This window comes from Pseudoalteromonas sp. RWi3 (assembly GCF_054960735.1).
The window spans coordinates 163514-185729 of the sequence record NZ_JBHNYL010000003.1 but is presented as its reverse complement, the minus strand read 5'-3'; the positions used below and the strand labels follow the sequence as shown (position 1 = coordinate 185729).

The following is a 22216-nucleotide window of genomic DNA, read 5'->3' as shown; positions in this document are numbered from 1 at the left end:
CAAAGTAAAATGTAGCTTTTTGTACAAACAGTTAACAACTAGCTAAAAATAGGTGACACTGGTTCTCTATTCCAGCTGTATAATTTAAGCTCAATCGGCAATGTAATTTTCAGGTATTGCCACAGTTAATTACCAAAAGCTCGATAACTTAAATACACGTGTGAAATAGGGAAAATATTTCCAACGTTTATTAAAAACGAATTTACTAGCATTATTTGATAATACGTTAAGAATAATAAATAGAAAGAGACGTAAGGCGGCAAGTTCAATTTTAGACACTTCACCGCCGATTATTTAGGTGTATTAGTTTTGCATTGCCCTAGGGGTTTTAAAATCGTTGATAAAATTAAAAAATCGATACACTGCATTACTTTATTATGCTGTGTATTTTGTAGCATATTCACTTTAGCAAAACCTGTTGATACACCTTATTTAAAAGTATCTCCAACAGTATGTGTAACTGAATCTGAGCAAAAACTTTGTCAATTCAACATAAAAATTAATTTTATTTTGGCGCCTTTTAAAGAATTATGTATTGAAATAACAAACCTTCCACAGTATACACAGTGTTACACAGAAAAGGGGTTGATTAGAGAGCATATAAAATTACAAACCTCTCACTCAATAAAAATTCAACTTATCGACCCCCTCACCGATCGAGTTATTAAAGAACAAGAATTATCAATTGCTAGTTACAAAGCGAGTGATTACCGCATCAAGCGCCGATTTGGCTGGAGTTTATAATGCACCATATATTTGTGATAGAAGATGACTTAAAACTTGCCACTTTAATTCAAAAATTTTTATTAAAACAAAACTATACAGTTGATGTATTTAATACAGCACAAAGTTATTATGACCACGACATTATGTTTAACCCAACATTGATCATCTGCGATGTAATGCTTCCTGATGGCAATGGTTTTGCGTTAATTGAACATTTGAAAAAAAATCACTGTTGCCCAGTTATCTTTCTAACTGCACTGGATTCCATTCAATCCCAAATTAAGGGTTTGGAACTGGGCGCGTATGATTACCTAGTCAAACCCATCCGACCAGAGTTATTGTTGGCAAAAGTGAAAAATATTATCAGCCTACAACAAGAAACTAATAAAGAATCGCAAAGTTTATATATTGATGTAAAAAAGCGCGACGCTATATTTCTTAACACCCCACTTGGGCTAAATGATAACGAATTCGAAATTATCTCATTCTTAGCTAAAAATAGCCCACAAGCCGTGTCCAGGGAAGTACTATTTAAACTAGTTATTGGCCGTGAATATGATGGTTTAGACAGGGCTATTGACCTAAAAATAAGTAGGTTACGGAAAAAGCTAAAAGAGCTTTTTGCTCAGCAACAAGCGTCTCTAGATATAAAGTCAGTTCGTGGCAAAGGCTATAGCTTGGACATAACAGTGCCATGAACCAACAATTTTTAAAGCTCTATGTAATTATTACGATTAGCTTGATTGCTTTAGTTTTATCATTTGGACAACTTTATAATTATTTTTTTTCTACCCAGCCTCCCAGTATTCAGTTAAGTGTTGATGAATTTAGGTTACTAGTTGAAAATAAACAGCAAAAAATAACAAGACTCGATGCATCGCAACTATTTTTACCACAGATGCTGAAACAAAAATTTGACCAAGAAGGTATAATTACCGTTACTTTAGAGCAACAGCAATACATTTATCTCAAAGGTGACACATTACAACACTACCGTATCGGCCCTATTAACTTAGCATCCTCAGAGCCGACAAATTGGTTAGCGTTTATCGCGTTTTACTTGTTATTAGGTGGGTTGATATTATTATTCATTCGCCCTGTTTTTCGTGATCTCAGCTTATTGCAGACAGCAGCAAAACGCTTTAGTAAAAAGCCAGAAAAAATTACCTTACCAATCAAAGAAAATTCTTCAATTGCGCCGCTGGCGACTACCTTTACCCATATGTCTGAGCGTATCGACAAGTTTGTACAGTTACACAACGATTTATCGCGCATTATTTCTCATGAGATACGCACTCCTCTTACTCGTATGCGGTTTGCATTATCAATTTCAGATCTTGAATCACAAGAAAGGACTCAAATCGAACATGATATTGATGAGATTGAACTGCGCTTAGAGCAGTACTTATCGTTTGCTCGTTTAGAGCACCAGCATAGTGTGTTTAAACAACAGGAAGTTGAATTACCCAAGCTTATCAATACAGAAATTGCTAAGTTTGATTTATATAAAGAGCTCAAATTTATTCCTGTATTAAATGTAAAATCAACATACTGTGAAGCGAGCTTTATGGCTATTGCTTTACAAAACCTACTGATAAATGCCACAAAATATGCAAAGCACACAATTCAAATTAATAGTTACGAACAATCAGGTTATTACTTGATAAGCGTCACAGACGATGGAACAGGTTTGCCAATTAATGCTGATGCGCTTATTGAGCCATTTAAACAAGGCGAAGGAGATAAATTAGCGAGTGGTTATGGATTAGGACTGTATATCGTCCATCGCATTGCCAACTGGCATGGAGGCAAAATCAGCTTAGCTAATAGTTCAGAAACAGGTGGTGCACAGATCACTATCAGCTGGCCTAAAAATGATAAGTGACACCTGTAAATCCTGAGAAATAGCTGCTTTTACTTATCATGTGCGAGTTAGCTAAGTTACTATCAAGCCAAGTGTGTTTGAGTTTAAAATCAATACTGAAACTAACGCTAATGGGGTATTCGTAGCTCACTTTCAAATAGTAGTTAGTAGCACTTTCTAAATTATAGCTCAGTAAACGAGTTTTACTTTCTGACGGATTAACCGTGTAATAATAGTCGACCAGCTCTTCATTTTTATAATTAATACCCGCTTCTATTCCAGCCGTACCAGAAAAAAGTTCAAATACTTGATAGCCGTTTAGCAAGATTTCATAGCCATTATGAACATTGGTCACATCGTGCACATAAGCCGCACTTAGCCAGATATCATTATACACATTTAAAGCAGATGATAAGCCAGCCATATAAGAAAGGTCACGCTCTATAGGCGTTAGGTTAATAGGTGAAGCTGAGGGTAACGAAGGCCTGCCTGAGTTCGACCTTACAGCACCTACCGCATAAAGTTTATCTACACCATCAAGTTCAAAGAAAAAGCCATCATCATTAAAGCGACCAAGTAAATCAACATAGAAGTTCTCAGTCTCAAATAAGCTGTAGCCAACAGAGAAGTCATCGAAGTACCAGTGATCACCGTAATAAGCAAAACTTGGTAGGATTGGCGAAGTAACATCATTGGCATCAAGTACCGGGTTTTCAATACCACCATAGCCAACTGTAATACTGGCATGTATTGTCGACTTTTTAATTAGTTGTGGTTGCTTAAGTTTAACATCAGCCTGCGCAAATACAGTTGATGCAGATAAACAACACAGCAAGCCAAACAATTTCTTCATTAACGCAACTCACCTTATGCCATAAATTAATAGTTATTATTACAACTTAATACCACTGAAAACTTCTTAGCCTTTATCTTCACCGGTACGATCATATCGCTTGCACGCTTTATTGTATAATTTTTTGACCAACAAAGCGGCGAAAACTGTTATTTTACGCCCTAATATCAAATTAACATACTGAAGAAAATATAAAACAGCTTGTACATTTTGCTACATAGGTTTTCGGTTTTAGATATTCCTTTTGGTTATTAAAATGTCATTATTTTTTTGTTAAACGAAAAAAGGGCCCGAAGGCCCTTTGTTACATAACACACTTAGGGAGTGATTATTTACGCTTTAGAGCACGACGTCTTAGCCCTGCAAAACCCGCCAATAACACAGTTAGCCAAGCTAATGAGCCACTGTCGTTATCTTCATCATCTGGCTCCACAACGTCTGGGGCCTCTGTAACTGATAACTGCATGCTTTTTTCAACACTGGTTGTGCCATCGCTCACCGTTACTGTGAACACATAATCACCTACCATAAGGTCTGAAATTTGTGTACTCGCAGCATTTGGCGTCGCAATTGTGAATGGACCTGTCCACTCGTACGTTAGCTCATCACCATCAAGATCTGTCGCTGATGCTGATAATGTCGGTACTTGGTCTTCACGCGCAAACATATGCGTTTCGCTAAGCTCAACCTCTGGGGCATCATTGACGGCATTTACAATCAATGTGAAGGCCGTTTGTGCAACGGCTGTTGGCTCGTCTGCATAAGCAACCATCACGGTTACTTCAGTCTCACCATTGAAGTTGGCGTTTGGCGTTAGCTTCAGCATTGAACCTGTTTCATGCCCCATCACCTCAACGCTGGCGTTACTTGCTATCGCAGTGATCACCGTTTCTTTACCTAGTTGATTGTCAAAGTTAACCGCCACTTCTGTACTGTTATCTTCATCCACTGACACATCGCCCATATCGCTAATACTTAAGCGTTCTGCAACCGTTACAACTTTAACATTGACTGTAGCCGTTGACTCATTCTCACCATCTGAAACGGTAACGCTAAGAACATGCTCACCTGCAGTTAAGCCTGATACTGTTGTCATTGGTGCTGTTGCATCAGCAATTGTGCCATTCCCTGACCAAACAAATGTTAACTCGTCACCGTCTGGGTCTGCTGAAGCTGACGCATCAAGTGTCACTGTTTCACCTTCAGTGATAACCACTTCACTTATTGCAACCTCAGCTACTGGCGCATCACTCATACCGATAACTGTTAACATAAACGTGGTGCTTACAGCATCTGATGGATTTTCGATGTCTGATACCACAACTTCAATTTCAGTATCACCAAAGAAATTATCTACTGGCGTAATTGTCACTGTGTCACCATCAACTTCATACGTAACATCATCTGAAATTATTGAAATCTCATTCTTTGAGTTCATTTCATCGATGTAGTGAACATCAAACATTACTGCAGTTTCTTCAGGTGTCGTCATGTCATCAATTGGTACTAAGGTAATATTGCTTGGCACTGAAAGTGTATGAGACAACTGCATCGCATCCATACCTTCAACATCAATATTTGCGCTAAAGGTTAAATCTTTACCTGCTGATTTAGCGGTTATGTCTGCCCATGCAGTGATTTCAAACTGTGAAGATTCAGGACCAACGTAATCCATACAAATTACCATACCGTCTTTAACAACCTTATCCACATCGTTAAATGCAATTGAACGGCCAAGGTAACCTTCTAAGGGCCCATACGAGTATAGCTGCCCTTTGAAACCTTGAATACCCACACTACCGCGTGTATCTGTTGAGCCAAAATCTATATTATCATAGGCTAGATAGATCTCATGTTGGTTATCTCCAAAGCGAGTTTGAGCATTAAAAATCACTTCAAAATCAAATGAGTTATCACGTTTTGTCCACTCATATTGACCGGTCTGACGATTGCGAATTGGATCACCATAATCTGCTGCATTATCCCATTCGATTATCCCCCAACCTGTGCCTGTAGTTGCAACTGTGATACCTTCATCACTGCTTAAACCCACACTCATAAAGTCGCTGCTAAAACCAGGGAAAAAGCCACGCCATAGCGCTCCAACAGCTTCATATGGTTGATTATCATATGGAAATTTATCGTGGAACGGGAAGAAGTGACGGCCGACATTAAAATCGACTTTACCGTTACCGCGTATGGTTACCATGCCATAATTCAAATTAGTCTCATCGGCATTGTTATATAAACTTATTTGATCAACACCGCTGAATAATGAACTTACAGGCAGTGTATAGCCTCGCTGGTAAGTCACGTTATTTTGCTCATCGAAGCCAGATAGAATCGGCGCTAAGCCAAACTGCCTTAAATCCACATAACCACCTGGTGAATTACCACCAAAGTCAGGTGTACGGCACATTTCATCAGTAATATTGTTTGTCACAATATAATCAGCCGCAACGTCTGATGTATCTTCTTGCACGCCAGAAATTATAAGTTGCCCATCTGCAACCTCAATATCCAAATCCTTACGTGAGCTCATCACATTCTGGGGGTTAATCATTAAGCCGTCAGGGATATCAGCAGTAAAAGTAAAGTTACGGTCTAGACCTGAGTTGTTAGCCAGCACTTCAAAAGTATAGGGGACTTTATCGCCTATATTCGCTTTTGTTTGTGGCACATCAAGGTGGACACGGTTTACACCACGCTCAAGCTTAAACGGAATCGACCCTAGATTACCAACATTGACTGCAGATGTACCCACATCAATTAAGCTGTAGTAAACATCATCCTGCTCCATTTCCATATCCCACATAACGGTCATGTCAACAGTGTTAACACCGTCAGTGGCAGGCAAAGAAACATCAATAGTCTCAGCGAACTCAGACCCTACAACACCAACTGCATACTCAAACGTTTCTTCTAGGCCGCTTGAATTTGACTCGAAGTTGTTGTGAAGAATATACCAATACTCCCCCTCTTCAGGATTATTGATATTACAAAAGTTGGCATAAATGGTATGAGTTGAAACACATAAAATTTCATCCTGTGGCTGAATAATACCATCGCCATTGTAGTCTTTACCGATATACACCCCAGGGTTACCGATATCTATGCGCCCTTCTAACTCAGACTCAATTACGTCTAACACTTCCACTGTTAAGCGTTTTGCATCAGCCTGCACAGTGACAAAGCCAGAGTGAACAGCCTCATCAAGGATATCGTCTACCGATACTTCGCCAGTTCTATTGAGTGCCCATGGATAAATCTGATCATCATCCTTTTTAAGCGTCACTGATTTACGCTCTGCTTTAACAGGTTTATACGCTTTTGCTGTAGGGGCATCTAGTGCAGGCATGGTAATGCCTTCGACAACCATTGAATCCTTATCAGCATGCGCCACGGCATTTAGTCTTGTAGGAAGCTCACCACGGTCATATTTAAATGCAATTGGCCAATGTGCATTAGGAGTATCAGCCTCTTGTGCCGCAAAGATTAAGTTGCTGTGCAATTCAACCTCAGAGTTACTGAACCAGTCTTGAGTATCCATCACTGATGCTTTAACGACGATAGTTTGTGTTTCACCCGCTTTAAGTGAGAAGCTTTTTGGGGTGATCTCAATGTTCACACCATTTTGCGCACTTTGACTGCGCATATCAAAACTCCAGTTTACAACGTCTTCATGACTTACTGTCCATGTACCGTCTTTAGTCGCTTTAACAGTACGAACCCACTGACACTCAGGCGCACATGAAAAGTTAACTAAGTTAGGTAAGTTAAGTTTATGTGGTGTACCGCCATTATATGGATCGGCTGCTAAGAAGTTATCTGCACTTTCATCCATTACTAAGCCTGATTTAACTGCATTAGCAACATTGATGCGGCCAGCTCCTGCACGATAAATTTGTGCTTTATCTGACTCACCACCAATTTGATTTAAGCGGTAATATTGCACTTCATTATCTGCTGTCATCGTTAGTGCTGATTGAACTTCAGCTGCTGACCACTCTGGGTGAGCTTGGCGAATAAGTGCCATAGCACCTGCAACATGTGGTGATGCCATTGACGTACCACTGCTCATTGAATAATCAGTACCGTATGGCGTCGAAACAAACGGATGTTCATCCGAGTAAGCGGCATAAATATTAACACCAGGTGCGGCAAGTGTTGGCGCTAATACTTCAATATTTGAATAAGATGGGCCACGCGATGAGAATGTAGCTAACCAATCAGCATCATCCTCATTAATGCGACGCTCAATGGCTGTTGGTTTAATAGTGATCATATGACCTTTTTCAGAGTAGCTATCAACCCAATCTTCAAGCCCTTCCTCTGGCCATTTTCCATTCCACTGATCATAGGTGAAGTGCACACTCGGTAATGAATACCCTTCTGCTACAGTGCCTTGTTCTGAATTACGGTTGAACATGATAAAGCCATCAGCACCACCTGCTTTTATGTTATCTGACTTAGCTGTACGAGCATTACCATTTGGATCGTTCGGATCATGACGTTGACAAATTACAATAACATTCGTCTCACCTTCTGCCGCTCCTTCAATCGCAGTGCCATCTTTATAAAAATCGAATGTGCCTGCAGGGTATTCATTTACGCAGTAGCCGTTGTAGTCTTTCTCGCCATTGATATCTTCGTAATCTTTTGCCCAAACAACGACACCTGTAATTTCTTCATCATTGACTGAGCCACCCAATAGACCTGTTTCTGCCCAACTTGGTACTTCTGAGCCAAACTCGTCATTTGCAAAACCAGCATATTCAACCGCAGTTTCAACAACAACGCTACGAGCGTGGGTTGTTGCGGCAACTTGACTTAGCCAAGGTGATGAATTATCTAAATAGCCTAAACATTCTGAAGCACCGCAAACATCAGCACCTGAGTTACCTGCAGCCGCCGCGACATTAATACCCGCTTCGCGCGCCGATAAAAATGCTAACTGTACAGGATCAGCCCATACATTTGAGTCTGCACCACCAATTGAGAAGTTAATAACATCAACCCCGTCACCTATGGCATCCTCGATACCAGCTACCAGAGCTTCACCAGGACAACCTCTGTAGTCACTTTCATTTGTTGAATGGCAAACCTGATATGAAATAATGTTCGCATGAGGCGCTACGCCAGAAATTTCAGGAAAAAGGTCTTCTTTTATCACCTTACCATCCATTTCATCACCAGCACCCGCAACCATATAAGGTACATTATTAATAACGTTACCTGCTGCTGTTGATGCTACGTGTGAACCATGGCCACTGTAATCTTCACCAATTGCAGGCCAACCTGGGATCATTGCCGAATATGAATCAGTAATAACATCGTAAGAACGCACACCAATTAATTTATCATTACATTGCACATGCTCTGGCTCTTCAACACAATCTCCCACATATTGACCATTACCCCATGGGTTTTCATGATCATAGCCATCGCCACCGATATCAGCAAATGATGGATGATCAGTATTCACACCCGAATCAATAATACCGATGATCTGTCCTTCACCTTTGAGCTTCAAGCCTGTACTTGAAGCAGCACCAGACCAAACCTCATCGGCTTTGATCTGTTTTGGGCCTTCATCAGATAATAAATCGTAATGCTTTGAACGCATTACAGAGGCTACACTGCCTAGGTTTGCAACGCGCGCGGCCTCACTTTCTGTCATTTTGACAGAAAAACCATTGATGGCTTTAGTAAATTGACGCCGTATCTCAGTGCGCCCAGTAACTGAGCTTACTTCAGAAAAAACCTGTTGTTGTTTTTGTTTTAGTTCATTCTCATATGTTATAACCGCTCGACTTGTCGCTTGGCCTCGTTCAAATAACTTTGAATTTGGAGCAGATAGTGCGCGAGTTAGTGGGGAGTTCGGGGTATTGGCAGCAACACTCACTGATGCATCTCGTAAACGAACAATGTAGATATGCTCACCCTCTAAGTTCTCTTCTACGAACTTCGCACCACGTGCGTTAACTTGAACATTAAGATCAGCTACTTCAGTGATTGGTTGTTCAACCGAGTTTATTTCTTTCTGTAATGTCTGAACTTGCTCTAAAGTGAAATTAGGCGCTTTTAATACATTCTCTTTTGTATAACTCTCAATGTCAGCAGCATGAGCTGCACTCGCGCTGTATATTGCAGCAGCAACAGCAATTGAAATTGTCTTCACTTGCATAAGTGTCCCCTGGATAATTAGATTATATTTATTCAAGCAATCTGAATAGTAATTCAAAGCTTGTACAAACAATTCAATCATAAGCAGGGTTAAAAGTGACGCTAAAACGTGTAGCATTTTGTACACCAAATTAACAAAACAAACATCACAACAAACAACCACAATAAATACCACTTTATTTTCATGACTTTAATTCAGAAAGCATCGTTTTTACACATTTACAAAAATATTACTATTAATAAGAAGCGGCTCCTTTTTAAATTTTGCATTTGCAAATATTACAATTTTTAACACGTTAAATTTTAACGAAAGGTTATACTAATAAAATGAATAATAATAAAAGCAGTAACAAGGGCCTGTTGACCTTTCCGGATTGAAAGTCGTTCAAACTAGGGGCGATTTAAAGGAAGCGTTTGCTTGGCATTAATGCTGTATTATCGCCTAACTATGAGTAATAACCACACCATATAAACGTTGCCTTACCTAAAGAAAAACAGACTACTGTAAATTTAACCTTGAGAAGTCAACGGAGCCAAAATGAATAAAGAGTTTTTTTTATTACTTTTATTACTGTGTAGTGGCTGTAGCTCTATCACTCTGTCTACAAATATCAGTGAATACATGATTGCAAATCAAATTGCTAAACATGGTTTATATAAATTTCGAAACCACCAACATGCAAACGAAATGGGTGCAACGATGATGGGACAGATAGAAGGGCTCAGTTGTGCAAACTATAAAGAGAGTCACCGAGGGGCTGTTGACAAAAATAACTTAAAAGCCGAAGCCCAATCTTTATTAAAGCAAGATGCTGTAAATCGAGGAGCAAACGCTTATACCATTGAGCAATGTAAAGCCGTGACATATGCTAAATATGAATGTGAAAAAGCTTACTTATGTATTGGTCAGTCTTACAGCTATTAAAAAACCGAGCATAAAGCTCGGTTTATAGGGTTAATTGATAAGTATTTTAACCGTTTGGATATTCGCGATAAGCACGCTCTATCTTTTTAGCCTGCTTTTTAGAAATACCTAAATGAGCAAGCGCGACACGTAAACGTGCACGCGATAGGTCAGACCCTAAAATTTCCATTGCATCTAATACCGAGGTAGACGATGTTTTGCCAGTAATAGCCACAAATATTGGCTCTAGGAAATCTTTGATTTTTAACTCATGGAAGGTCGCTACCGCTTTAGCAATAACGAATATTTCAGGTTTCTCCCAACTACGCACGCCCTCTAACTGCCAGATAAAGAACTGTAACGCTTGGCGAATAACATCTTCGTCAGCTTTAACGGCTGTTAAAAGTGCAGGGTCGTAAGTCGGGATACCACCTACAAAATGTCCTGCTAAATCAACCATGTCAGAAAGTGTATTTATACGCATTTTCGCTTCTGGTAATACTTTAGCAAGCATATCGCCGTTAAACTTCCAATTAACAAAACGTTGCATCAATTCTGCATCTGTTAGGTTTTCACGGATCCACATGCCGTTTAGCCAGCTTAGTTTATCTACGTCAAACACCGGACCACCCAGTGATACGCGCTTCATATCGAAGTGCTCAATCATTTCATTAAGGGTGAATTTTTCACGTTCATCAGGCATTGACCAACCCATGCGGCCTAAGTAGTTAAGTACCGCTTCTGGCAAGTAACCCATTTCTTTATAGTAATTAATAGAAGTTGGGTTTTTACGCTTTGATAGCTTTGATTTATCCGGATTACGCAGTAATGGTAAGTGACCAAGTACAGGCGCTTCCCAGCCAAAATCTTCGTATAGCTTTAATAACTTAGGGGCTGAGTTAATCCACTCTTCACCACGGAAAATATGGCTAATTTGCATGTGGTGATCATCAACCACGTTAGCTAAAAAGTACGTAGGGAAACCATCTGCTTTTAACAACACTTGCATATCCACGTTTTCCCACGGGATTTCAATTTCGTCGCGTAAGTAATCGTTAAACTTGAATGTGCCTTCGCTTGGGATATTCATACGAATAACGTACGGCTTGCCAGCAGCTAAGTTCGCTTTAATTTCTTCTTCCGATAATTTTAAACCACGACCATCGTATTTAGGGCGCAAACCTTCTGCCATTTGCTCTTCACGCATTTGGTCAAGTTCTTCGCTGGTTGCAAAACAGTAAAACGCTTTGCCTTGCTCAACGAGCTGATGTGCATATTTCTTATATAAATCGCTACGCTCTGATTGGCGGTATGGGCCGAATTCACCGCCAATATCTGGACCGTGATCCCACTCAAGACCTAACCAGCGTAGGCTATCCATAATCGCTTGTTCAGATTCTGGCGTGCTGCGAACTTGGTCTGTATCTTCAATACGAAGTACAAATTCGCCACCTTGCTGTTTAGCAAAGCAGTAATTAAATAAGGCAATATAAGCAGTGCCAAGATGCGGGTCACCTGTTGGTGACGGAGCAACACGAGTACGGATTGTCATGGTATATTCTCTTTAAAAAAGGACTATAAAACTTGCCCTGATGCTAGCATGGCAAGGGCAATTTTCGAAGTGGACGCACGCCTTAGGCTGCGACTTTATCTAAATAGGCTATGATATCGTTTGATTCGTATAACCAAGTCACTTGGTTATCTTTTTCAATACGTAAACAAGGCACTTTAACTTTACCACCCTGCTCTAGTAACTCTTGACGATATTGCTGATTGTTTTTGGCGTCGCGGGTTTCTACTTTTAAGCCTTCGCGCTTAATAGCACGACGTACTTTTACGCAAAAAGGGCACGCTTTAAATTGGTAGAGTTTAAAATCACGGGTTTGCTGATCGAGCTTTGCTTGGTCCTCAGGCGCACGTTTTTTACTGCGCGGTGTAAATATAAAATCAAAAAATAAGATTAAAGACCCTAAAATCCAACGAACTAATTTCATTTTCTACCCTATCGACAACAAATTAAGGGCACGGATTTTAGCATAACAGCTATTAAAATAGCATTAAAAAAGCTCAATCCCATCATCGTCATTTTGAACTTTTTCAATAACGTTAAGATCAAGGTATGAAGTAACCTGATCACGGCCATTATTTTTTGAATGGTATAGTGCTAAATCCGCTTTATTGACAAGTGACGCCACCATATCAACTTCTGTAAGTTTTAAATAACCAATGCTCACAGTTAACTGACCTACTTGAGGGAAAGGATATTCTGCTACGTTTTTTCTAAAGCATTCGAGAGTGTGATGTGCATCGGAGTTACTTTTAGCATAAAAAAGTACAGCAAATTCTTCACCACCATAACGAAATACAAAATCATCAACTTTAAAATTATTTTTAAGTAACCTCGCTAAGAGCAAAATAACTTCATCTCCAATCACATGGCCAAAATTGTCATTAACTCGTTTAAAATGATCAATATCCACTAAAGCTAAAAACCAACTTTGTGTTTCATTAGACAAAGAGAATTGATCATCAGACACAATCTCCATCACTTTGGTATCAAAGGTTTGCCGATTTAAAAGCTCTGTGAGGGGATCTAACCGTGAGCGATGAATAAGTGCAAGTTGGTTGGCATACACATTTAAAATATGAATGCTGAGCATAGTGGTTCGCTCAGCTAACTCATGGTCTGACTCCACCAGCAACATACCAATAACGCGCCCTAAATAATACATGGGGATGTAACTTGTGTAGGAGCCAAAGGCCGCACTTACGCGTATTTTATTTTTTGAAACCTTTTGTAAAATTGATGCTATTTCATGACTATCCAATGCTCCTAAAGGAGAGTCTTTATTCAGTAATACAGGCGCAACATCATCATTAAAGTGCTTATTAACGTAAATTGCAAAAGCATCAATTTCTGCAAGCTCTGAAATAGCGCTTAGCAAAGTTTTATCTAAATCTGGCTCTTCTTCTTGTTGTGTTATAGATACAATCCACTCATGTCCGCAGGGGTTCGCCATTTAACATCTACCTATAAATACATGGCATTAAGTTTAGAACAATATACTTCATTTGCTAACTTATCTGGCTAAAACAACACTAAATCATCGCGATGGATAACTGCTGATCCACAATCAAAGCCTAATACGTTAATAATATCATTGGAGTGACAACCTTTAATTTCCTCAACTTCCTGATTATTAAATCGAACAACTCCACGAGCTACACACTGATTATTTAAATCCACTAAATCAACTAAGTCTCCCCTTGTAAATACGCCTTTTGCTGCACGCACACCTTTGGCTAATAAGCTCGCGCCATGTTGCTGAATAGCCAATGTTGCACCATCATCAATAACTATTTGACCACTACTTTTTGGCCCTGCTAGTAACCACTTCTTGCGGCCATCCTTTGGCGCACTGAGTTTTACAAAGCGGGTGCCGGGTAATTGATCCGTCATACAGTTTAAAATGACATTTTGACCCGCGCCTTTGGCTATTATCACTTCAACACCAGCGCGCCTTGCTATATCAGCAGCTTGAAGCTTAGTTGCCATACCGCCCGTACCTAAGCTTGTACCGCTACCACCAGCAAGCTGACGTAGCTCATCATTAATATGACTAACTTGTTCAATAAGTTGTGCGTTAGCATCCGTGCGAGGGTCACTGGTGAATAAACCCTCTTGATCAGTTAATAGCAATAACTTATCTGCATTGGCCAAAATAGCGACGAATGCCGATAAGTTGTCATTATCACCCACTTTAATTTCACTGGTCGCAACGGCATCATTTTCGTTAATAATTGGCACCACATCATGACTTAATAAAGCTGTTAATGTGTCTCTGGCGTTTAAGTAACGGTCACGGTCTTCTAGATCAGCACGAGTCAGCAACATTTGCCCAACATTAACACCATACAATGCAAATAGACTTTGCCAAATATGAATAAGCTGACCTTGACCGATGGCTGCAAGCATTTGTTTGTCTATCACCGAGCGACCACAGGGCTTAATAAGTTGCTCTCGGCCCGCGGCCACTGCACCACTTGAAACCATGACGACTTGATGGCCTTGCTTTTTTAATTCGCTACATTGGCGAACAAGTTCAACCATGTGCGCTTTATCGAGTTTATCGCTGCCACCGGTAAGCACACTCGTTCCCAACTTAACTACTATTACCTGTGCCCTATACATGGCTACTTACTACACAAAATATGAATAATTTATTTATACCAGTTATCGCTTTTTGAACAAGTTAAAAATATTCATGCTAGGATCGCATTTTTATTTATTCATCTGAATTTTAAGTAAGAGCCAATCATGCCAGCTAGTTTATGTTTAATTATTGCCACCTTTTTATGGGGTAGCTCATTTATTGCACTCAAATATGCGATTGCTATTTATGACCCCGCGCTGGTGATTTTTTTACGTATGCTAACAACACTAGTCATTGCTGCATGTTTATGGCGCTACGTTATTCGTTTTGACTACCGTAAGGGGGATTGGAAGTATCTTGTGGGGATGTCACTAGCGGAGCCGTGCTTATACTTCCTATTTGAAGGGCACGCTATGGAATACACCTCAGCCTCACAAGCGGGTGTGATCGTCTCTTGTTTACCTATCATTGTTGCTTTTCTCGCGTTTTTTATGCTTAAAGAGTACATCAGTAAGGCCATAGTTATTGGCTTTACCTTTTGTATTGGCGGCAGTATTTTACTGACACTGCTCTCTCCTACTTCAGATCAAGCCCCTAACCCGCTGTTAGGAAACTTTTTAGAGCTCATGGCAATGGTGTGTGCGGCTTTTTATACCGTGGCAGTAAAGCACTTAGCCGCGCGCTATTCCCCTTTAACACTCATTGCTTTACAAGGTTTTAGTGGCAGTTTGTTTTTTGCTCCATTTTTACTGTTCATTGATTTACCAAGTGAAAACCAACATGATTTAACTGCATTAATGAGTATTTTATACTTGGGCTCTTGCGTTACTTTGGGTGGGTATGGTTTGTATAACTATGCAATTAGCAAGGTCTCGGTGCTTACTGCTGCTGCATACTCTAATTTAATTCCAATATTCACCTTAATTTTATCTGCCATTATGCTGGGTGAAATACTCACTTTAGGCCAATGGCTTAGTATTACCGTGGTGTTTGTAGGTGTCATGATCAGTCAACGCCATCAAGAATTAGTCGTTGGTGTTGTTGACGACACCTTATCAGCAGAGACTAACAACCTAAATTCGGTCCCTTCCACGACTGAATCAAAAGGATAGCAAGTTAGTAAATACAAACCACTGTGCGCTAAAAAATCAGTTTGGGATTGATGAACGACGTCAATCTCGCGCACTTGATAATACACCACGGCACCACTTTGTGTTTGTAAGCTAAACTGCTCGCCTACTTTAACGTTTTGTAGAAAGGCAAAGTGGGTGTCGTTGTGCCCCGCAATTAAAGCGCCGTGTTCAGAACCAAGCTCACCGCTTGGTAAATAATGGCTTGGCGCAAACGCTAAATTACGGCCACTAGCCCCTGCTAATACTGATAACATTTTGCCTTGGCTTGGCCAGTTAAGCTGCGCTGTTACATAGCTATCCGCGTAGAACCAAGGTTTTACTTGCTCATTTGGAGTAAGTAACGCTTTTTGCCATGCTTGCTCAATTAAGTGCTGAGCAAGCCATGCCTTTGCTTGTATATAACTGCCATGTGAAAATAAACCCACACCCAATACAAGGGCGAGAACACTAAACCAGAATTTCATTTTTTGACTCTTAAAAAAACGAACACAGTGATTAAAATGCCCCCCAAAAACATGTGTAACCTACTTTGTCCATCAGTTTGCGGCAATCGCATGGTGAGTCCTTGCACGGGTTGATTTGCTACTTGTACATCGTGTTCAGCTGGCGTGTTTATTGTTGTTTGCTCAATCGCGACAAATGCAGTAAATGGGCTTAGTAATTGATGCTCTAATGCTAGGTTTTGAACTTGTTCTTTTACTAGTTGTTTATCGTTATAAAGTAATAACGACTTAATTTTTTGCCGTGCCCATAACCGGCTTATGCCCATTGCATTTTGGCCTTGCTGTGCATTAAGTTTTAAATTAAGTGGCCCTTGCGCTGTTTGACCGAGAAGACTTACTCCATCATTGTTTGTTAATTTAATGGCCACCATAACAGGCTCTGAAAAATATAAATCAGGTAACGGTGATGGCCAATACTCGAGCTGCTTATCATTACTTTGCAAGGTTAATTGAGTAATGGCAGGATGAGCCAATTTATTGAATAATTGCTGCATTTTCGGTTGTACATCTTTCTTACTACCTATAAAAGTAAATGTTCCCCGACCCACATCAGCAGCGCGTCGCATAAAGTAACTATTTGGTGCACTGCCTATTCCTACCGTAAATAAACGCGTATCACCTAATTGCATGCGAATATGTGTAAATAGTTCAGCTTCATTACTAACACTGCCATCCGTTAAAAATACCACTTGGCGCACAAACCCCTCTTGCTCGCTGTTATCAAGCACCGCATCTAACGCATCTTCAATATTAGTGCCGCCATCCGCTTGTAGGTTGTAAACAAAACGCTCGGCTCGGCGCAGATTAAAGTCATTAGCTGCAATCGGATGTTCGCTCATAGAGGCTACTTGGTCGTCAAACCCAATAATATTAAAGCTGTCGTTTGCATCAAGTAAAGATAATGCATAGTACAACGCACTTTTTGCCTGCTCCATGGATTGACCATGCATTGAGCCCGAGGTATCAATTACAAAAACCATTTCACGCGGCAGTCTTTGCGTTTGAGTAAAGTGATCATCTGGTGGCATTAGCATTAATAAACCGTAACGCTCACCATTTTCCAACTGCTCAGTAAAATACGCAGCTTGCGCTTGCTCTTTTTGTAATGGCTTAAACTCCAGTAAAAAATCTCGGTTAACAGCGCTGCCTTCATCAAGTGCAATTTGATAATGTCCAAACTGTGGATTGGTTACTGCAATTTGGTGATATTTAGATTCAATATCAACCAATTCCAATCCAACATCGATATTAATAGTTAAACTAAACTTTCCACTATCAGAAGCCGCGCCAGCCGAAGTTTGATAAACAGGGCTGATCCAACCATTAGCAACTAAAGGCGTGTTAATCGCTTTATTATCTTGAGCGTTTGCAGCTGATAACTCGCCATTAAGTGGATGATAACGCGGTGTTATCGTCGTCGGAAATCTAAGCGCAAAAGTACCACTGCGATAATCAATCACTTCTTGATACTCAAGCTCGATAATAACGGTTTCACCAGGGTTTATATTGGCTACATTTGTAGTGAATATATTTGCCCGTTGCTGCCTGACGATGGCCGCTTGTTTACCTGCTTTTTTAGCTTGTTGAAAACGCTGCTCTGCTTGCTCTGTCTTATCTATTTGGCCTTTAATGACACGCTCACCAATGCGCATAGTCATTGCATGTACAGCACTTTCATCAGGCAGTGGAAATACATAACGCGCATTCACTGCAAACGGGTTTTCGTTACGGTAATGCTGAGTCACAATAACGTGGTTTATCAGACCTGTTACCGTCATTTTTGCATCACTTTGCAAAATAACACCCGGTGCAACGCCTGCGCCTTGGTTGTCATACATTTGCAGCTCAACAGCACTTGCCGCCACTGAGTATGGTGTAAAACTACAAACTAATATAAAAAGGCTTACCCACACCTTTACATAAGACTGGGTAAGCACTTTGCTAGGTCTACTCAACATAAAATTCACGCCTAAAATAATTATGTGGGTGCTCTTTAGCGCACCCAAAACGGATTAGTCATTACTGGCTGTTTGTGAGACGTTACTCGGACGAGTAGTCAGCGTTACCCGACGATCAAATACGTTCTCTTCATACGTATCACTATTAGCAAGCGTGTGTTGCTCACCAAATGCGTTAGCCGTCAACCGAGTATGGCTAACGCCATGCTTAATTAAGTAACTTTGCACCGCAGAAACTCGCTTCTTTGATAGCTGTAAATTAGCCTGTTCATCACCTCGTTGATCAGCAAACCCATTTAAATCAATTAATAGCTTTGGTTGACTTTTCAACAAATTAACAAGCTGATCAAGTTGCTTAGCAAAGTGGGGAGCAATCTCGCTTGACCCCGTTTTAAACTGCACTGTCATTGCCATCAAATTTTTCATTTGTGAGAGTGTAAGACGCTCATTATGCTGCTCTAAAACATCTAACTGTTCGGTGAGCTTAGCGTTATGAGCTAATACATGGTGGTAGTCGTCTGTTTTATCTTGCATCACAATCAGGGCACGTTTTTGCTCTGCAATTTTATCTTCTGCAACTTCCTTATCGCCAATTAATCCACCAGCAAAAGCACCTATAAATGCACCTACTGGTCCGCCGACGATGCCTCCTAAAATAGCCCCGGTACTAAGACCTACAAGTGTTTCTTTGTGCGTTTCTTTTTTCTCTTCATTACTTGCATGAGCAAAGTTAGGCGCTGCTAATAAAGTGGCGATAGTGCATGCGATAATAAGTTTTTTCATAATTTATTCCTTTGTACTTAATTGTTTATTCATTTGTTCAGCTGACGTTGGTTGCCGTCTGCTGTAATTGGGATGGTGTTATTAAAACACTGGCAAGTGGCAACAAAAGGGATGAATAAAGGCAAACTGCTGAGCAATTGTGGCAAAAAAAGGGCAATTGCCTTGTTAGCCTTTTTCGATACAAAAACTTCGCTATAGTGCGTCTAAGTCAATAAGAGTAATAAAAAAATGAAAAAAATAGCCATCATTGAAGATGAAACTGCAATCCGCGAAAATTACATGGAAATGCTAACCGCTCAGGGCTATATGGTCAGTGGCTATTGTGATAGGCAATCTGCTGAGCGCGCGTTAAATGATGGGCTACCCGATTTGACCATTGTAGATATTGGCTTAGGCCATGAAATTGATGGCGGTTTTTTGCTTTGCCAAACCTTGCGGACATTATCTAAAACATTACCGATTATTTTTTTAACCGCCCGTGATAGCGAAATCGATACCGTTTGTGGCCTTCGTATGGGGGCTGATGACTACCTTACAAAAGACATTAGTATGGCGCATTTAGCAGCACGTATTGGTGCTTTATTTAGGCGGATGGAAGCACTAGAGCAACCTGCTGATGAAACCGCATTAATTAATCGCGGCCTACTCATGTTAGATACCAAACGCATGCAAGTATTTTGGCAACAACAACTTGTTGATTTAACTGTCACCGAATTTTGGATGGTACATTCATTAGCACAGCGCCCAGGCCATGTTAAAAGTCGTAATGAATTGATGAGCGATGCCAAAATTTATGTAGATGACTCTACAATTACATCGCATGTAAAACGTATCCGTAAAAAATTTATAGCCTTAGATGCTGGGTTTGATTGTATAGACACCGTATATGGTATGGGCTACCGCTGGGAGCAACTTTAATGCTCCGTTTAGGCCTTCGTAGTAAATTTATCTTTTTATCATGCTTTTTATTGTTATTGCCATGGCTAGGCTACGAATACGTATGGGAAATGGAGAAATTTTTACGCCAAGGCCAAGAAAAAACTCTTGTTGGCACAACTCGCGCACTCGCCACAGCATTGCATGAACGCCCCGCTTTATTTGATTCACAAAGTAATTTTTTAGATCAAGTAGTTAAAGGACGTGATCTTTATGCCTACAACCTGAATAACCCAATTCAACTTGATGGCAAATTATCTGATTGGCAACCTTACCAGAACTTAATTTGGCATTATGATGAGCGTTATTTACAAGGTGATAAAACCAATCACCAAAGCGCTGATCTGTCTTTTGATCACATGGTGGGTAAATATGGCGAATTTTTATATGCTGTATTTAAAGTAACCGATAATTCATTAATTTACCGCGCTAAAAACAGCTTAAGTTTAACCCGAAACGATCACTTACAAATCATGTTAAAAACCCCAGAGGGTAAATTTAAACATTATATTGTAGCGGCTCGCCAAGATGGCTGGGTAAATGCGTTTGATGCACAAACCAATAATCCATTTACTAAAATACAAGGTTATTTTACCAGTACTGCTACTGGCTATAATATTGAACTGCGTTTTCCGTTAAGCATGCTTGGTAATAAGCTGGGGTTTGCAATTGAGGATTGGGATTCGAAAAAGGTGGAACCGCAATTAATGTCAACCTCAAACATTCTCAACCCCAATGACATTGGTTCAGTGCTCGTCCCTTCACCCGAAATAAACCGCATTTTAAAAGGCATGGGACACAGTGGTAGCCGTATTTGGGTGGTTGATAATCATCATCGTGTGTTGGCGCAATCCGGCTCAATTCACCATGCGGATGGCGTCTGGGCTGATGGCATTGCCGATACCCCCGCCAAAACATGGTGGCAACGCTTTGAAAGAAATTACTTACACCCGCTTTATTATAAAGTGCTTACTCGTCCAGAAAACGAGTTTTTAGACACATTGCACGATGTAGCATCTATGCAAGGCAGCCATATTGGAAAGGCACTCAATGGCACACCAGCTTCATCTTGGCGACTCACCCCTGATAACAAAGCAGTGATATTATCGGCTGCTTACCCTATTTGGATCAATGATAAAGTTATTGGTGCTGTTATCGCTGAAGAAACCACCAATGGTGTTCGCACCCTAAGAAATAAATCACTTGAGAAGTTATTTAATGTCATTTTAGCGGTAATGCTAATAGGCACTGTTACTTTATTCTTTTTTGCTTCACGTATATCAAACCGAATCAGGCGCCTACGTGATACCGCAGAGCAAGCAATTGATGCACAAGGGCGAGTTACTGGCACAATTAACTATTCAGATTCAAATGATGAAATAGGCGACCTTTCACGCAGTTTTGCCAGTATAGTAAGCCGGCTTGGAGGTTATACTGATTACCTTGAAACTATGTCGTCACGATTATCTCACGAATTAAGAACGCCAGTTGCCGTAGTGCGTAGTTCTTTAGAAAATCTACAAATGCAACCGCAAAATGAACTGACCCAAAAGTACCTTGACCGAGCAAGTGAAGGTGTTGAGCGATTAGGTAAAATCATTACCACAATGAGTGAAGCCACTCGGCTTGAGCAAAGCATTCAAAGCAATGAACCTGAGCCATTTGAGTTACAAAAAGTAGTTTCTGGATGTATGCAAGGCTACCAGCTGACTTACCCGCAACAAGCGTTTACGCTAACAATTTGCGACAGCTCACTCCCATTGATGGGGGTACCTGAATTTATTGCGCAGCTACTCGATAAACTCATTAATAATGCGCTAGAGTTTAACCTGGATGATAATGCCATTAGCATCAACCTAGACCAAGATGAAAATAATGCTGTGCTGTCTGTTAAAAATAAAGGACCGTTATTACCTGAAGGGCTTGCTGAACATATTTTTGATTCGATGGTGTCAATCCGCAGCCAGCAACTTCAGCAACAACCACATTTAGGGTTAGGTTTATATATTGTCCGTTTAGTGTGTGAGTATCATAAAGGCAGTGTAACGGCACTCAATAATCAGCAAAATGATGGGGTTGAATTTATCGTTAGATTACCATTATCTAAAGATACCTCTGAAAAGAGCTGATGGTTACACTTCTACACAATTTGCTAAATAATCATTCACTTATAATTCAGACTGACAAGCATATTCTTATTGTTAGCTTACAGCTGC

At 40.3% G+C, this 22216-nt stretch carries 16 protein-coding genes; 7 read left to right on the top strand and 9 right to left on the bottom strand.

Annotation, left to right across the window (positions count from 1 at the left end):
- The first annotated feature begins 309 nt into the window (after window positions 1-309).
- The 3 genes from ACFI4Z_RS06635 to ACFI4Z_RS06625 are packed head-to-tail and all read left to right on the top strand — an operon-like array spanning window position 310 to window position 2611.
- Entirely contained in the window at window positions 310-744 is a 435-nt protein-coding gene (locus tag ACFI4Z_RS06635; protein ID WP_462669896.1) for a DUF3019 domain-containing protein, read from the top strand.
- Window positions 744-1424: a response regulator transcription factor gene (locus ACFI4Z_RS06630; protein ID WP_462669895.1), complete on the top strand. Its 681-nt coding sequence runs from the start codon at window positions 744-746 to the stop codon at window positions 1422-1424. The genes ACFI4Z_RS06635 and ACFI4Z_RS06630 overlap by 1 nt, the downstream gene beginning before the upstream one ends.
- Window positions 1421-2611 carry an ATP-binding protein gene (locus ACFI4Z_RS06625; RefSeq protein ID WP_462669894.1) on the top strand — a complete coding sequence of 397 codons (1191 nt, stop codon included), beginning with the start codon at window positions 1421-1423 and terminating at the stop codon, window positions 2609-2611. Before ACFI4Z_RS06630 ends, ACFI4Z_RS06625 begins: the two co-directional genes overlap by 4 nt.
- Here ACFI4Z_RS06625 and ACFI4Z_RS06620 read toward each other — a convergent pair.
- Window positions 2595-3443 carry a MipA/OmpV family protein gene (locus ACFI4Z_RS06620; protein WP_462669893.1) on the bottom strand — a complete coding sequence of 283 codons (849 nt, stop codon included), beginning with the start codon at window positions 3441-3443 and terminating at the stop codon, window positions 2595-2597. The genes ACFI4Z_RS06625 and ACFI4Z_RS06620 overlap by 17 nt on opposite strands.
- A gap of 328 nt (window positions 3444-3771) precedes the next feature.
- Window positions 3772-9630, bottom strand: coding sequence for a S8 family serine peptidase (locus tag ACFI4Z_RS06615; protein ID WP_462669892.1), 5859 nt, complete (start codon window positions 9628-9630; stop codon window positions 3772-3774).
- Between the two features lie 537 nt (window positions 9631-10167).
- Between ACFI4Z_RS06615 and ACFI4Z_RS06610 the strand changes: the two genes are divergently transcribed.
- A complete protein-coding gene (locus tag ACFI4Z_RS06610; protein WP_462669891.1) occupies window positions 10168-10554 on the top strand; it encodes a hypothetical protein in 387 nt (128 codons plus the stop codon).
- A gap of 46 nt (window positions 10555-10600) precedes the next feature.
- Here ACFI4Z_RS06610 and gltX read toward each other — a convergent pair whose 3' ends face one another.
- The 4 genes from gltX to proB all read right to left on the bottom strand — a co-directional run bounded on the left by gltX (window position 10601) and on the right by proB (window position 14725).
- Window positions 10601-12085: a glutamate--tRNA ligase gene (gltX, locus tag ACFI4Z_RS06605; protein WP_462669890.1), complete on the bottom strand. Its 1485-nt coding sequence runs from the start codon at window positions 12083-12085 to the stop codon at window positions 10601-10603.
- Between the two features lie 82 nt (window positions 12086-12167).
- Window positions 12168-12527 carry a glutathione S-transferase N-terminal domain-containing protein gene (locus ACFI4Z_RS06600; protein ID WP_462669889.1) on the bottom strand — a complete coding sequence of 120 codons (360 nt, stop codon included), beginning with the start codon at window positions 12525-12527 and terminating at the stop codon, window positions 12168-12170.
- Between the two features lie 63 nt (window positions 12528-12590).
- On the bottom strand, window positions 12591-13553 hold the full coding sequence (locus tag ACFI4Z_RS06595; RefSeq protein WP_462669888.1) for a GGDEF domain-containing protein: 963 nt from the start codon (window positions 13551-13553) through the stop codon (window positions 12591-12593).
- Window positions 13554-13621: 68 nt separating this feature from the next.
- The gene (proB, locus tag ACFI4Z_RS06590) at window positions 13622-14725 is read right to left on the bottom strand and encodes a glutamate 5-kinase (RefSeq protein WP_462669887.1); all 1104 of its coding nucleotides are present in this window, start codon (window positions 14723-14725) and stop codon (window positions 13622-13624) included.
- A gap of 126 nt (window positions 14726-14851) precedes the next feature.
- Here proB and ACFI4Z_RS06585 point away from each other — a divergent pair, with 126 nt between their 5' ends.
- Entirely contained in the window at window positions 14852-15799 is a 948-nt protein-coding gene (locus tag ACFI4Z_RS06585) for a DMT family transporter (RefSeq protein WP_462669886.1), read from the top strand.
- On the opposite strand, the gene ACFI4Z_RS06580 is transcribed toward ACFI4Z_RS06585, so the two are convergent.
- From ACFI4Z_RS06580 to pdsO, 3 genes are read right to left on the bottom strand one after another with little or no spacing between them, the layout of a single operon-like run.
- Window positions 15706-16284, bottom strand: a complete 579-nt coding sequence (locus ACFI4Z_RS06580; protein WP_462669885.1) for a class GN sortase — start codon at window positions 16282-16284, stop codon at window positions 15706-15708. The genes ACFI4Z_RS06585 and ACFI4Z_RS06580 overlap by 94 nt on opposite strands.
- Entirely contained in the window at window positions 16281-18281 is a 2001-nt protein-coding gene (locus ACFI4Z_RS06575; protein ID WP_462669884.1) for a marine proteobacterial sortase target protein, read from the bottom strand. Before ACFI4Z_RS06575 ends, ACFI4Z_RS06580 begins: the two co-directional genes overlap by 4 nt.
- Window positions 18282-18335: 54 nt before the next feature.
- Window positions 18336-19064: a sortase-associated OmpA-like protein PdsO gene (pdsO, locus tag ACFI4Z_RS06570; protein WP_462669883.1), complete on the bottom strand. Its 729-nt coding sequence runs from the start codon at window positions 19062-19064 to the stop codon at window positions 18336-18338.
- 228 nt (window positions 19065-19292) lie between these two features.
- Between pdsO and pdsR the strand changes: the two genes are divergently transcribed.
- Complete coding sequence (pdsR, locus tag ACFI4Z_RS06565) at window positions 19293-19982, top strand: proteobacterial dedicated sortase system response regulator (protein ID WP_462669882.1); 690 nt, start codon at window positions 19293-19295, stop codon at window positions 19980-19982.
- On the top strand, window positions 19982-22129 hold the full coding sequence (pdsS, locus tag ACFI4Z_RS06560; RefSeq protein WP_462669881.1) for a proteobacterial dedicated sortase system histidine kinase: 2148 nt from the start codon (window positions 19982-19984) through the stop codon (window positions 22127-22129). Before pdsR ends, pdsS begins: the two co-directional genes overlap by 1 nt.
- Window positions 22130-22216: the final 87 nt, after the last annotated feature.